Source organism: Corynebacterium sp. HMSC08A12 (genome assembly GCF_001807485.1).
GTDB classification, from domain to species: Bacteria; Actinomycetota; Actinomycetes; order Mycobacteriales; family Mycobacteriaceae; genus Corynebacterium; species Corynebacterium evansiae.
Window position 1 is genome coordinate 1 of sequence record NZ_KV789166.1, and the last position, 13,681, is coordinate 13,681.

13 protein-coding genes and 2 pseudogenes are annotated in these 13,681 nt (G+C 57.6%); 8 read left to right on the forward strand and 7 right to left on the reverse strand.

Features of this window, described 5'->3' with window-relative positions; all coding sequences use genetic code 11:
* The first annotated feature begins 141 nt into the window (after nt 1-141).
* Nucleotides 142-804: an Ltp family lipoprotein gene (locus tag HMPREF3166_RS01060; protein ID WP_070487292.1), complete on the forward strand. Its 663-nt coding sequence runs from the start codon at nt 142-144 to the stop codon at nt 802-804.
* Between the two features lie 184 nt (nt 805-988).
* A complete protein-coding gene (locus HMPREF3166_RS01065) occupies nt 989-1,627 on the forward strand; it encodes an Ltp family lipoprotein (RefSeq protein WP_083293778.1) in 639 nt (212 codons plus the stop codon).
* 43 nt (nt 1,628-1,670) lie between these two features.
* On the opposite strand, the gene HMPREF3166_RS01070 is transcribed toward HMPREF3166_RS01065, so the two are convergent.
* Genes HMPREF3166_RS01070 through HMPREF3166_RS01085 form a run of 4 tightly spaced genes read right to left on the reverse strand, consistent with a single transcriptional unit; the run spans nt 1,671 to nt 5,895 of the window.
* A complete protein-coding gene (locus tag HMPREF3166_RS01070; protein ID WP_070487294.1) occupies nt 1,671-1,949 on the reverse strand; it encodes a metal-sensitive transcriptional regulator in 279 nt (92 codons plus the stop codon).
* Nucleotides 1,949-4,069 (reverse strand): heavy metal translocating P-type ATPase, encoded by a 2,121-nt coding sequence (locus HMPREF3166_RS01075; RefSeq protein ID WP_070487295.1) that lies wholly within the window; start codon nt 4,067-4,069, stop codon nt 1,949-1,951. The genes HMPREF3166_RS01070 and HMPREF3166_RS01075 overlap by 1 nt, the downstream gene beginning before the upstream one ends.
* 26 nt (nt 4,070-4,095) lie before the next feature.
* The gene (locus HMPREF3166_RS01080) at nt 4,096-4,737 is read right to left on the reverse strand and encodes an MBL fold metallo-hydrolase (protein WP_070487296.1); all 642 of its coding nucleotides are present in this window, start codon (nt 4,735-4,737) and stop codon (nt 4,096-4,098) included.
* A 57-nt stretch (nt 4,738-4,794) separates the two neighbouring features.
* On the reverse strand, nt 4,795-5,895 hold the full coding sequence (locus tag HMPREF3166_RS01085; protein WP_070487297.1) for an S-(hydroxymethyl)mycothiol dehydrogenase: 1,101 nt from the start codon (nt 5,893-5,895) through the stop codon (nt 4,795-4,797).
* Nucleotides 5,896-6,084: 189 nt separating this feature from the next.
* Here HMPREF3166_RS01085 and HMPREF3166_RS01090 point away from each other — a divergent pair, with 189 nt between their 5' ends.
* Nucleotides 6,085-6,399 carry a hypothetical protein gene (locus HMPREF3166_RS01090; RefSeq protein WP_005296256.1) on the forward strand — a complete coding sequence of 105 codons (315 nt, stop codon included), beginning with the start codon at nt 6,085-6,087 and terminating at the stop codon, nt 6,397-6,399.
* Nucleotides 6,400-6,500: 101 nt separating this feature from the next.
* Here HMPREF3166_RS01090 and HMPREF3166_RS10055 read toward each other — a convergent pair.
* Nucleotides 6,501-7,719 (reverse strand): annotated as a pseudogene (locus HMPREF3166_RS10055) (IS3 family transposase).
* 153 nt (nt 7,720-7,872) lie between these two features.
* Between HMPREF3166_RS10055 and HMPREF3166_RS10255 the strand changes: the two are divergent.
* From HMPREF3166_RS10255 to HMPREF3166_RS10060, 5 genes and pseudogenes are all read left to right on the forward strand, one after another.
* Nucleotides 7,873-8,040: a transposase gene (locus tag HMPREF3166_RS10255; protein ID WP_005296265.1), complete on the forward strand. Its 168-nt coding sequence runs from the start codon at nt 7,873-7,875 to the stop codon at nt 8,038-8,040.
* Nucleotides 8,041-8,096: 56 nt separating this feature from the next.
* Nucleotides 8,097-8,555: an IS3 family transposase gene (locus tag HMPREF3166_RS01110; protein WP_256365730.1), complete on the forward strand. Its 459-nt coding sequence runs from the start codon at nt 8,097-8,099 to the stop codon at nt 8,553-8,555.
* Between the two features lie 65 nt (nt 8,556-8,620).
* A complete protein-coding gene (locus tag HMPREF3166_RS01115) occupies nt 8,621-10,336 on the forward strand; it encodes an ABC transporter ATP-binding protein (protein ID WP_070487301.1) in 1,716 nt (571 codons plus the stop codon).
* Nucleotides 10,329-12,104: an ABC transporter ATP-binding protein gene (locus tag HMPREF3166_RS01120; protein WP_035011239.1), complete on the forward strand. Its 1,776-nt coding sequence runs from the start codon at nt 10,329-10,331 to the stop codon at nt 12,102-12,104. Before HMPREF3166_RS01115 ends, HMPREF3166_RS01120 begins: the two co-directional genes overlap by 8 nt.
* Before the next feature lie 140 nt (nt 12,105-12,244).
* Nucleotides 12,245-12,388, forward strand: a pseudogene (locus HMPREF3166_RS10060) (IS3 family transposase); the annotation flags it as partial.
* A 113-nt stretch (nt 12,389-12,501) separates the two neighbouring features.
* Here the strand turns inward: HMPREF3166_RS10060 and HMPREF3166_RS10065 are convergent.
* Both HMPREF3166_RS10065 and HMPREF3166_RS01130 read right to left on the reverse strand, forming a co-directional pair.
* On the reverse strand, nt 12,502-13,158 hold the full coding sequence (locus HMPREF3166_RS10065) for a hypothetical protein (protein WP_005296276.1): 657 nt from the start codon (nt 13,156-13,158) through the stop codon (nt 12,502-12,504).
* Between the two features lie 280 nt (nt 13,159-13,438).
* The gene (locus HMPREF3166_RS01130) at nt 13,439-13,681 is read right to left on the reverse strand and encodes a type IIL restriction-modification enzyme MmeI (RefSeq protein ID WP_005296277.1); all 243 of its coding nucleotides are present in this window, start codon (nt 13,679-13,681) and stop codon (nt 13,439-13,441) included.

The following is a 13,681-nucleotide window of genomic DNA, read 5'->3' on the forward strand; positions in this document are numbered from 1 at the left end:
TTAAACCAGTCCAACTTTCGGGGGCTAGTTCATCTACTACTACGACCGGGCTTTGTGCCTTCGCCTTCCCTACAGGCGCCGCGCACGTCACCCGCAAGTACCCAACACGCACCCAGCAACGAGTACCAGGACTTTTGTTAGATGCCCTCCCCCGACAACACTCCTCAGAGAGACTCCCACGCAGATCCTCAGAAAGACGCCCTCCAAGACCCCATCAACGGCCGCCTCGCACTGATCTTCATCGGCGCCATCGTCCTGGTCGGCCTCCTCGTCGCAGCGATTTGGTATGTAGCCAACAACAAAGACTACGGTCGCGGAATCAACCCGCAGCCCGCCGCAGCCTCCGCACATCAGCGCCCAGCCAGCACTTCGGCCACGGAGCCGGCCAACGCGCCTGTCAAGGCATCCAACGCCCCACAAAGCGAGCTCAACCAATATTCCACATCCGAAAGCGAGGCCACCGGCAGCACCGCCATGGAATCCACTGAGAGCACGGCCATCGCCCAGCCAACCGACGCTCCCAAAACCCAGCGGCAAGCCAACGATGCCGCCATGACCGCCCTCAAATTCAACCTCTCCGAAAAGGGTCTGCGCGAGAACCTGCAGCTGCAGGGCTACTCCGACGATCAGATCACCACGGCCATCAACAAGCTCGATCCCGACTGGAACCAGCAGGCCCTCAACTGCGCGCGCAAGCTCAACGAGTCCGGCTCCCCCTTGCCCGAGGATCAGCTACTCGAGATACTAAAGACTAACTCCGGTTTCACCGAGGAGCAGGCTCAGTACGCGATCGACCGCCTGTAGCCGGCCACTAACCCCTCCCCCTACCACCCTCGAAACCTGATATTTAACCCAGAAAAGGGGTGACTTACCTTAAGTGTATAGGTAGTTTTCCAAAGGTTATTTAAGCTATACGAAATGCTAACAGGGTTCTTTTACTCTGCAGCTGGCTACATGCCTACAACCACTGACGCTTAAGGATCAAGAGATGACTGCTCCACAGCCGGCCCCACAAGCCAACCCCTACGGAAACCAGAATAGCTGGCCTGCACCCCAACCACCCCAGAAGAAGAAGATGGGCAAGGGCAAGCTTGCCCTCATCGTGATCGGCGTGTTGGTTGTTCTCGTCATAATCGCCGCAGCCATGGGTGGCAGCGAAGAAGACAACTCTGCCTCCTCGACTTCTAGCAGTTCAAGCTCTGAATCCTCCGCACCTGAGGAAACGTCCGCTGAGAACGAGCAGGCCACCGAGGAAGTGGACCCCGCTCCGGCTGAAGAACCGAACCCTGCACCAGCTGAGGAAGAAAAGCCAGAAGAAGATTCCAACGATTCCGGAAATGTAACCCGCGAGCAGCGAAACGCCCTGCGCTCGGCCAAGAACTACCTCGACACGATGGCATTCTCCGACGAGGGGCTCCGCAAACAGCTGGACTTCGAAGGCTTCCCGCCGGACGCGATCGACTACGCCATGCAGAATATCGAGGTCGATTGGAACGAGCAGGCAGTCAAAATGGCTCGCCAGTACGACGAGTCCGGCCTAGCGATGTCTGACAGCGGCCTGTACGACCAGCTGATCTTTGAGGGCTTCACCCCGGAACAGGCCCAGTACGGCGTGGACAACATGTAGTCCCCTGCCCCCTGCTAACCCCTGCGCCCCGCAGCCCAGCAACCTACCGAACCAGCCGTTTCACGGCCTGGGATACCTCCGCCAGTTTTTCCTCGGCTTCCTCTCCCCCGGCCTCCGCGGCGTGCCGGACGCAGTGGTTCATGTGGTCGTCCAACAACCCCAGCGCCACGCCCTTCAGCGCAGACTGCAGCGCGCTGACCTGCGTGAGGATGTCGATGCAATACTGCTCCTCATCCACCATCCGCTGCAGCCCGCGCACCTGCCCCTCGATCCGCTTCAGCCGCGCCAGGTAGCGATCCTTATCACTCAAGTACCCGTGCATTATTTGAATCCTTTCAACCGCAGGCTGTTGCTCACCACAAACACGCTGGACAGCGCCATCGCCGCCCCGGCCAACATCGGGTTCAGCAGCCCGAATGCGGCCAGCGGGATCGCCGCCACGTTGTAGGCAAACGCCCAGAACAGGTTCACCTTGATCGTCCGCAGCGTCTTGCGTGCCAGCCGCAGCGCATCCGCCACCGCCAGCAGGTCATCGCGCATCACGGTAATGTCCGCCGCCTCGATCGCCGCGTCCGTGCCGGAACCCATCGCGATGCCCAGATCCGCGCTCGCCAGCGCCGCCGCGTCGTTCACGCCGTCGCCGACCATCGCCACGTTCTCCAACGAGCGGATGTGCGCCACCTTGTCTTCCGGCATCACCCCGGCGATCACCTCGTCGATGCCAACCTCACGCGCCACGGCGTCCGCCACCTGCTGATTATCGCCGGTCAGCAGCACGGTCTTCAGGCCCATCTCATGCATCTTCCGCACCGCTTCGGCACTGGTGGGGCGCACCGTATCGGCCACGCTGATGGTGCCGATCGCCCGCCCATCCGCGCTCACCTTGACTGTGGTTGCCTTATTTGTGGACGCCCCCTCGTCCCCACGGCCAACCCGTATCACCTGGCCCTCGACGGTCCCCTCCACGCCGTGTCCAGGCAGATTTCTAAAGCCGGTGACTTCCGGCAGGCCGCCGAACTCCTCCCGGCCGGCCTCTGCAATAGCCCGGCCGATGGGGTGCTCCGAGTACGCCTCGACCGCAGCCGCGGCGCGCAGAACATCCTCGCGATTGCCGTCTGCTGGCTGCACATCGACTACCCGCATTGTGCCTGTCGTCACCGTGCCGGTCTTATCCATCACAACGGTGGTGATGGCATGCGCGCCCTCCAAAACCTCGGGTCCGCGAATCAGAATGCCCTGTTCGGCCCCGCGACCCGTGCCAACCAGCAGGGCTGTGGGCGTCGCTAAACCAAGGGCGCAGGGGCACGCGATAATCAGCACCGCGACCGCATTGCTAAAGCCCGCGAACAGCAGCGTAAGCAGCGCAATCGCGATGACGACCGGAACGAAAATGCCGGAGACCTTATCGGCCAGGCGCTGTACGTCGGCCTTGCCGGACTGGGCCTCGTCGATCAGCTTGGCCATCTGCGCGAGTTTCGTCTGCGAGCCCACGTGGGTGGCCTCCACCACTAGGCGACCGGAGGTGTTGATGGTGGCACCCGTGACCTCATCGCCGGGGCCAACGTCGACAGGGACGGACTCGCCGGTGAGCATGGACTGATCAATGGCAGACGTGCCGTCCAGGATGCGGCCGTCCGTGGCGATCTTCTCGCCCGGGCGGGCCAGGAAGCGGTCGCCGATCTGCAGCTGCTCGATGGGTAGCAATGTTTCCGTGCCATCCCGCAACACGGTGACCTGCTTAGCGCCCATGTCCGTCAGCGCGCGGATGGCGTCCCCAGCACGCTGCTTGGAGCGCTTCTCGAAGTACCGCCCCGCCAGCACGAACGTCACCACGCCCGCGGCAACCTCGAAGTAGATGTCCCCCATCGGGTCGCCCGCATGGTTCAGGATGGACCAGCCGTGGCGCATGCCGGGCTCACCCGCATGACCGAAGAACAGGGCATACAGCGACCACAGATAGGCCGCCGAGGTGCCGACGGTGATGAGGGTATCCATCGTCGCCGCACCGTGCTTCAGGTTTACCCACGTGGCCTTGTGGAAAGGCCAGCCCGCCCACAGGATCACGGGAGTGGCCAGGGCGAAGCTGACCCACTGCCAGTAGTCGAACTGCAGCGGCGGGATCATCGCCAGCAGGATCACCGGGGTGGCCAACGCTATGGCGACCACTAGGCGGCGCTTCAGGCCGCGCAGTTCCTTGGCGGCGGGGTCGTCGCCGGCGGGCTTCTCCGGTGCGGGCACGCTGCCGCCGTAGCCGAGTTTCTCCACGATGGCGATGTAGGAGTCCGCGTCGGCGGCCGCCCCCTCCCCCGTTTCAATGTGCGCCTTTTCCGTGGCGTAGTTGACGGTGGCGGTCACGCCCTCCTGCTTGTTCAGCTTCTTTTCGATGCGATTAGCGCAGGAGGCGCAGGTCATGCCCGTGATGTCGAGATCTATTACAGCCATACCCCCCAGTATACCCCTAGGGGGTATCAGTATCCACGTTCGATGTACTCCTCGATGCGCGCTGCCTCGGCACCCACCGTGGTGGTGTCACCATGGCCGGGGTACACCTTCAAGTCGTGCGGCAGGATGAACACCGTGGACTGCAGGGACTCGATAATCGTCGGGAAGCTGGAGTACTTCCGTCCCGTCGCGCCCGGGCCACCGTTGAACAGCGTGTCCCCGGACAGCAGCGCATGCTGTCCCGGAACCTCCACCACGATGCAGCCCGGCGAGTGGCCCGGCGTGTGGTACAGGCGCACACCCCAGTCCGCCCAGCGCGGATCCTCTACGTCGATCGGGGTGAACGGCGCGTCGCCGTTGGATTCCTCCCACAGCATCCGGTCGTCCTCGTGCAGGTAGACCTTCACTCCCCACTTCTCTGCCAGTTCCGGGGCCAGCTCGCAGTGGTCGTTGTGCGCATGGGTCAGCAGGATTGCCTCCACGGTGCGATCCCCCACGTGGTCGATCACCGCCTGCGCGTCGTGCGCCGGATCCACCACGATGCACTTGTCATCGTTGACCAGCAAGTAGACGTTGTTGTCTACGTCCCACTCGCCGCCATCCAGGCGGAACTTGCCGGAGGTCTCGAACTGCTCGATCTGCGGGTTATCAAACTTGTGCTCGCTCATGCTTCCTCTTCTAACTCTTGGGCCAAACTTTCTTTCGGGCCTACGCCCCCAGCCTGCCTACTTAAACTCCACCACGGAGCGCAGAACCTCGCCCTGCTTCATCTTCTCGAACGCCTCTTCCACGCCATCGATGCCGATGCGCTCGTCCACGAAGCGATCCAGCGGGAATCGGCCCTCCTGGTACAGGTCCACATACATCGGGAAGTCGCGCTCCGGCAGGCAGTCGCCGTACCAGGAGGACTTCAGCGCACCGCCGTGACTGAAAACGTCCAGGAATGGCAGCTCCAGGGTCATGTCCGGGGTCGGCACGCCCACCAGCACCACACGGCCAGCCAGGTCGCGCACGTAGAAAGCCTGCTTGTACGTCTGCGGCAGCCCCACGGCGTCCACCGCCACGTCCACGCCGAATCCGCCGTTGATCTCCTGGACCTTCTCCACCAGCTCATCATCCGAAAGCCCCGAGCTGTTGATCGTGTGGGTAGCGCCGAACTCCTCCTTGGCGCGGGCGAGCTTGGCGTCAGAAATATCGATAGCAATGATCTTCGTCGCACCCGCAACGGCCGCACCTGCGATCGCGGCCATGCCCACGCCGCCTACGCCGATGACGGCGATGGACTCGCCGCGCTTGACCTCACCGGTGTTCACTGCGGCGCCGAGACCGGCCATGACGCCACATCCCAGCAGACCCGCGACCGCAGGGTCGGCGTCGGAGTTCACCTTGGTGCACTGGCCTTCGTGGACCAGCGTCTTTTCAGCGAAAGCGCCGATGCCCAGGGCGGCCTCCAGCTCGGTGCCGTCGGTGAGGGTCATCTTCTTCGAGGCATTGTGGGTATCGAAGCAGTACTTCGGCTCGCCCTTCTTGCAGGCGCGGCACTGGCCACACACGGCGCGCCAGTTCAGCACCACATAGTCGCCGACCTCCACGTGGGTCACGCGGTCGCCCACCTGCTCGACCACGCCAGCGGCCTCGTGGCCCAGCAGGAACGGGTAGTCGTCCGTAATGCCGCCATCGCGGTAGGCCAGGTCGGTGTGGCACACGCCGCAGGCCTGGATGCGGACGATCACGTCGTTATCGCCCGGGTCGGGGATCACGATGTCGGTCAGCTCGACGGGGTCGTTCTTTGCGCGGGAAATTACAGCTTTCACAGTGGTAGTCATGTCACCCACTGTACGGGCGGTTCAGAAAAGCGGCAGCCGGCCAGAGCTGGGCGGCGTCGGGCCCAGCACCAGGCAGCGCTGGGCGGTGTCGGGCCCAGCACCCCGTTCGGCGCCGTCGGGAGCTTCGCGTAGGATTGGGGCACTAACGGCATTAATGCAGCAACCAAGGCAAGAAACCAAGGAGCCACCATGATTCAGCTCGTCGTCGGAGCCGCCGCGGGTTACCTGATGGGCACGAAGGCCGGCCGCCGCCGCTATGAGCAGATCCGCCGCGGCTACCAGTCCGCAGTGAACTCGGACATCACCAAGGCCGTTGTGCGTTCCGGCCGTAAGGCTCTGGCCAACCGCCTGGATCCGGAGCCGCGCATGCACGAGGTGCGCGACCTGAACCGCTCCACCCGCGATTCCCTAGGCGAGGGCCACACCATCGTCGAGGCGGATGATGCGCACCCAAATGACCGCATTGAATCGCCCAAGAGGGCGCCAAAGAACCCCTTTAAATGAACACGGCTTGTGGGTACGATACCTCCTACGCAATTACGAGAAAGTAGGAACTATCGCTGTGTGCGGCGAACTGAAGCGCCCTGGGATTAGTTCCGCTTCTTTTATGCCCCTGTGTTGATGGGCTGGGTGAGATAGTACTCGGTTTCTACTTCCTGTGGGGTGGCGTAGTCCAAAGCTTCGTGAAGCCGCTTAGTGTTCCACCAATGCACCCACCGCAAGGTGGCCAGTTCGACTTCTCCGACCGATGTCCACGGGCCTTGGGCATGAATCAGTTCCGCCTTGTAGAGACCGTTGACGGTCTCAGCTAGAGCATTGTCATAAGAATCTCCGACTGTTCCGACACTCGGCCGGATTCGGCGAGAGCGGTGGAATACTTCAGTGACACGTACTGGCTGCCCCGATCGCTATGGTGAATCAGTTGGTTTCCATGGATTCGCCCTGCAGTCGTTAACGCATGCTCCAAAGCCTCCATGGGCAGCGCATCGGTACGCATCGTCGAGCGTGTAGCAACACCAACAATCTTTCGGCTGTAGACATCCACGACAAACGCGGTGTAGGCGAATCCTGACAGGGTGCGAACGTAAGTAATGTCGGCAACCCACAGCCTTCCTGGTGCTTGTGCACGGAAGTTTCGCTGTACTAGGTCTGGGCGATGATCCGGTGCCTTCGGGCTAGTCGTTGTCACGGGGGTTCGTCCACGTCTGCGGCCGCAAACACCTGCTAGTTTCATTAATCGAGCGTTTTTGTCGCGGCCGATATGAAGGCCTTCACGGTTCATCGCGTGCCACATTTTGCGGATGCCGTAGACCGAGAAATTCTGCGCATGCACACGTTGTATCTCTGGGATGAGCAGGCTGTCGCTTAAGGCCCTTGCGCTGGGAACACGTGTGGTGGCTTTGCGGTAGCCGCGTGAGGTGATGAATCCACGATCTGCTTGTTTAAGGACTCGGCAGATGGCCTCGACCCCAAACTGATCTTTATATGTGTCGATGTAGGAGATCATTTGGTCGTGGGTCGGTCGAGTTCCGCTGCGAAAAAAGCCGAAGCAGTCTTGAGAATCCCGTTTGCTCTTTTTAGTTCGCGGTTTTCTCGGCGCAGACGCTTGAGCTCTTCTTCCATTGTTTCGCCGCCTGACGCGTCAGAGTCATCACGTGCTGAAGCGCTGTCACGGTACCAAGCCCGCAACGTGTGGTGAGATACTCCAAGCAGCTCACCGACTTCCGTGTAGGCACGTTGCAGTGAGCAGGACTCCAGGCGGACCATTTCGATGATCTGATGGACCGCCTTCTCCTTGAACTCAACGGAATACTTTCTAGGCATAGTTCAATCCTTCCTTAGCTGAGGTAGGAACTAATCCCAGGACGCTTCAATTTCGAGGAGCTTGCTGACGGTGCCGAATCCAAGGCAGCCGCGCTTCGCGCCGTCGAAGCGGTCATCGGTATCAAAACATCCACTATCCGCAACTGGGTACGTGTGGAAGAGAAGAAGACAGTCGTGGCCGTTGAGCAATCCGCTGCAGAAAAAGACGCGGAACTTATCACCCTGCGCAAAGAAAACGCCAGGCTTAAAGAAGCCAATGAAATTTTGAAACTGGCCTCAGCTTTTTTCGCTCAGGCGGAGCTCGACCGCAAACTGAAGTGATTGTAGATTTCCTCCACACTCACCGGCACCTGTATTCCATCGAGCGGGCATGCCGCGTGCTCAACGAGCATGAATACACCATTTCACCTGCAACGTTTTACCGCTTCCAGTCCCGTGGTTTCGGTCCCACCGCCGCTGAGCTAGACGAGGCGTATGCCGCGCACCGGCTGTTTGAGCTATGGGTGGCTAATCGGCGGGTCTACGGGCGACGCAAACTATGGAAAGCCGCCCACCGGGCTGGTTGGAACATCGGCCGTGACCAGGTGCAGCACCTTATGAAGATCCTTGGAATCGCGGGGGTGCTCCGACGTAAGACCACGCGTACCACCATTGCTGATCCCACCGCGCAGCGTTTCCCGGATCGTATTCAACGGGCCTGGTCCCAGGCTCAGCGACCTGATCAGTGGTGGGTCGCTGACTTCGGGCCTGACCCCCGGATAGTAGACGCATCGGGGGCCAGGCCCTTGCACACAAAACAAGAGAAAGATAAGGTTAGGCTACCTTTAGTACACTAGCGAATCTGCAACCCGAATCATTGACATGAATGATGACAACGAAACAATAGAAAGCAATATCTGACATGGACAATGTAAAAGAAGAAAAACAGAATTCTTCCTTGGCTGATGCTGCCCGCGATAGGTATAAAGCTGGCCAAGCCGCCCTGAAGAAACTCCTCTCCCCCGTGCAACCAATAATTTATGGTGCACAATTCCTCGCATTACTGTCCTCAGTACTCGCCGTGGCGCCTTATGTTGCACTAGTAGCAATGGGCAATGCACTGTTTGATGGAGATGTGGTCCATGTCAGAAAAATCGCGCAGTGGCTTATTACTGCTTTTTTGGGGCAGTTGTTCCTATACTTTTTAGCGCTTCTCACCACCCACTTAGCAGATGCAAAACTGGTTGGCATTAACCGGCGCAAGATCGTAGATCGTATCTCTCAAGCACCGTTGGCATGGTTTAGCCAGACCACTTCCGGTAAGGTTCGCAAAGCCGTTGAGGATGACACATTAACCTTGCACACTCTCACCGCTCACGCACCTGTCGAACGGATCGCTGCGATTGTGACTCCCCTATCACTATTAGTGTATGCCTTCATTCTCGATTGGCGACTGGGTTTACTTTCAATCACCACAGTACCCATTTACCTAGCTATACAGGCCTATTCCATGAAGGATATGGGAACCAAAACCGCCGAAATGGATGACCTCCTCGCTAAGGTTTCTGCCACTGCCGTGGAATTCACCGAAGGAATTTCTGTAGTGAAGGCTTTCGGAACCGTTGGTAAAGCTCATGCTCGCTACCGGGATGCAGCATTCCGATTCGCTGATTTTTACTACGAGTGGGTAAAACCATTGCTGCGTTTCAGTGCTATTTCTGAATCCGTCATTGCCGTACCGGTCATCCTCATCATTAATGTCGGCGGTGGTGTATTACTCATCAATGCTGGCAAAGTAACTGTGGCAGAGGTCATTGCCACAACCCTCATCGCATTGATTATTCCAGGGACTATTCAAACCGTTGGTATGATGATGTGGGCTTATCAGCTAGCCGGTAATGCTGCACGGCGTCTAGATGATGTCATGAACATTCCCCTAGTAAAAGAGGGAACTACTGAGTTAGTCACCGACAAGCGCGACTTGAAGGTGGCGTTCCACGATGTGAGCTTTGCTTATGATTCCACCCACCCGGTTCTGCATAACTTCAACGCAACACTGGAACCCGGCACCGTGACCGCACTCATCGGGCCTTCTGGTTCTGGTAAATCCACCGCAGCCACAATGCTGGCGCGGTTCCAGGATCCGGATTCCGGCCAGGTCACCATCGACGGTATCGATATTCGCGAGTTAACCTTTGCCAGTCTCTACCGCACTGTTGCCTTCGTACTGCAGGATCCATATCTACTGCGCACCAGCATTCGCGATAATATTCGCTTATCTAAGCCCGATGCCTCCGATGAACTAATTTGGCAAGCCGCAGAGGCCGCACACATCGCCGAAGATATTCGCGCGTTACCAGCTGGGCTGGACACCATTGTCAGCGACGAAACTTTCTTATCAGGTGGTCAACAACAACGCATTTCTATTGCCCGGGCGATTGTGGCCGACCCAGTCATCCTGATTCTCGATGAGGCCACCGCGGCTACAGATCCCGATTGTGAGGCGGAAATTCAAGCGGCGCTAACCAAACTTGTAGCAGATAAGACTGTGCTGGTCATCGCACACAAACCAGAGTCCGTTAAGGGTGCCGACCAAGTAATCGAGCTTGATCCTGTCAAGGAGGCTACCAATGTCTAATGCACCATCGAAGTCAACCCGTTCGCGTCTGCATGATCCACTACTTCTACGTGGCCTAGCCAAATTGCTAACTCCACAGGGGCAGCGCCTCAGTAAATGGTTTATATTCCTATCCTTGCTCATCGGCCTCCTCGACGGCCTTGCGATCCTCGTGCTAGTACCGCTAACGAAAGCACTTGTTGCCGGCTCCCCTATTACCCCCTGGCTGTGGACATTGCTAGCCATCGCAGTTATAGCCTTTGTACTGCGGTTTTTCTCCACCATGTTCTCCTATCACACAGTGCTGGACTTTCTACGCACTGCTCACCAGGTGATCGGCGATAAACTCGCTAACCTTCCCCTCGGATGGTTCGGCCCGTCGAAAACAGGTGGATTGTCTCGCCTAGTATCGGAACGCTACATGGCTGCCGGTGAGGTAATCGCCCATCAACAAGGCACTATTTTCCGTGATGGTGCAGCACTGATTACGCTACTGGTCGGTGCGTGGATTTGGAATCCGCGCTTGGGCCTGATCTTTCTGGTTATTGCCCCCTTCTCCCTAGCCATCATGCAGCTGTCAGGTTGGATTCGTGAAAAAGCTACCGATCGGGCACTTCCAGCGAATAAAGCGCTCTCCAATAGAGTCGTCGAATTTGCCAGTCGCCAACCGGCACTTCGCGCGGCAGGTCGTTCTGAAAACTTCAGTTTACTCCACGAAGCACTAGAAAACGATCACAAAGCACGGGTACGCGAACTATGGCAATCCACATTCGCATTGCTACTCAATGGCTTAGTAGTACAGGCATTCATCGTCTCGTTCATTACTATAGTTGCCAGTTTGGCTATCGATGGGGCAATGTCACCACTAGAAACCGTTGCCGTGATCGGTATTAGTTTGCGGTTTACCCGTTCATTGGAGCAGGTTGGCAATGCCTATGTAGCTCTGGACGTCGGGCGCGTGGCCATTGTCGAAACATCGGCGATTACCGATTCCCCGTCCCTGCCAGAGCCGACAGAACCAACCCCAGGTGATGGCTCCGGCAGTGTGGAACTTAGCAATGTTACCTTCGCCTACGATAAGAAAAATGTGCTAAACGATGTGAGTTTTAAGGTTCCACCACAAACCGTCACTGCAATTGTTGGCCCGTCTGGCTCCGGTAAGACCACCATTGCCCGATTAATTTCCCGCTTCTGGGATGTCAATTCCGGTACTGTATTCGTCGATGGGGTTGACATTCGCCAGTTGGGCACGGAACAGTTAATGTCCAAATTATCCATGGTTTTCCAAGACATTTATCTGTTCGATGATTCGCTAATCGCCAATATCCGCGTTGGCCGCCCCGATGCTACCGACGAAGAAGTTTATCATGCTGCCGATCTTGCTGGTGTAACCCCGATTGCCCGACGACTCGGTTGGCAATCCCCGGTGGGCGAAGGCGGCCGGCTCCTTTCCGGTGGCGAGCGCCAGCGGGTATCGGTAGCCCGTGCACTACTAAAGAATGCCCCCATCGTAATATTCGACGAGGCTACCTCAGCCCTTGATGCCGAAAACGAAGCGAACATTCTGGCTTCTATGGAAGCCCTGCGCGCAGACTCTACCTTCATTGTAATTGCCCACAAACTTGATACCATTCAATCTGCGAATCAAATCGTGGTACTGGGTAGCCATGGTCAGGTCAGCCAGGTGGGGACACATGACGAACTTTACGGTGTTCCTGGTATTTATCAGCACTTCTGGAAGCGCCGTGAAGCAGCCCGCGGTTGGGCGTTGACAAACTCCGAAGGCTGACCGCGCAATATGGCAAGGATATAAGTTTTATAACAACAGAACGAGTATTCCTTGCCCGCAACCGGGCTATTGGGGTGCGTAAGGACGTTTGAATCATCCTGGGTTTAGTTCCTACCTCAGGTAAGGAAGGATGAGGCACTTTGCCCAGAAAGTATTCCGTCGAGTTTAAGGAGAAGGCGGTCCATCAGATCATCGAAATGGTCCGCTTGGAGTCCTGCTCACTGCAACGCGCCTACGAGGAAGTCGGTGAGCTCCTCGGTGTATCACGCCACACATTGCGGGCGTAGTACCGCGACAGCGCCTCCACACGAGACGGCCGCAAAGCGCCGGATCACGAAACAATCGAAACTTGAAAAGAGGTGCTTTGGACTACCTGCGGGTGAAAGAATTTAAGCGACTAATAGTTGCGAACTAAAGGACTGTTTCGCGGGTCTTGTTTACGCTGCGCTTGGGTGACACGCATTTCCACTACCTTTTCTTCGTTGACGACTTGCCTATAAAAGACAAGGTAGCGGCCCCAGTGGTCAATAATCATGTCCGTTGCACTGAAACCATCGAGAGATGTGCATCGAACGATGGTAAATCCAATTGGTAGATACCACGCCTCGGTGGGAACTAGGCGTTCTGGTGAAGAGCTGTTGATCTGCCCCCATATTGGAAGTCTTTGGAAGAACACCAACGAGGGCGGAGTGTGCATATCGCCTCTTGGAACGTAGGTGCGGTTACCCTGCGTAGAACCGTGGTGAGGGTTTGACCAAGGCGTCGGGAGTAGATCAAGGTTTGAACGGGGATCGCGCCCCTCAATGGTGTATTCAAACAGGCTGGTTAAGGGCGAAGCTAGTAATGTAAATGCTTTCGAATCAGAGTATGTGTCGAGCCAGATGGTTCCTTTAAGTTCCACGCTGAAATCCTCTGAGGGCTTCATGAAGTCTCCAACTACGTCCGCGATGGGAACGGCCCGTGGCTGGAGGTATTCACTATCTTCATCCCACCCCCTAGTAGCGGCCATTTTCTGAGCTAGTGAAATAGTTGCCTCGATGCCATGTTTATTCATTGGAGAACCTGTGTCCGGGCGCAACTTGATCGGCGTTGTTATCGGTAGGAGCATTAGTGACTGTTGGTGCCTGAGCAGGTTGGGTCTGCGCAACCGGGGCGAAACCGATGCTGAGGATGGCGGGAAAAAGGAGGGCTGAGATGGTGCGCAATGGTCGAGCCATGGTGGTCATCTTTCGCTGCGGTGAGTGGTTAGATCTGACAGTAGCACCAGAGGTTTCCTTTGAAAGGAAAATTGGTGACTGGGGGATGAAATCATCCTGGATGTGTGGAGGGGACGTTTACTCTTCGTCTGTGGTGATGGTTTCTTGTCCAGCGAGGAAGATCAGTTGATCAATACGGTCGGGTAGCTCGTCAACGGTGAACGTTTGTGCCCAGGAGTCCTCGCCCAACTTGGTTAGTCGGAGGTATTCGAAGTCGGGGACGATGACGAACTTCGGCCACTTATGCTGACCGATGGAACCGCGATCGAGTGGCGCTACAGGGTTTGAATTAAGAAGAAGCGTTAGCGCGTAGTTCTCCAA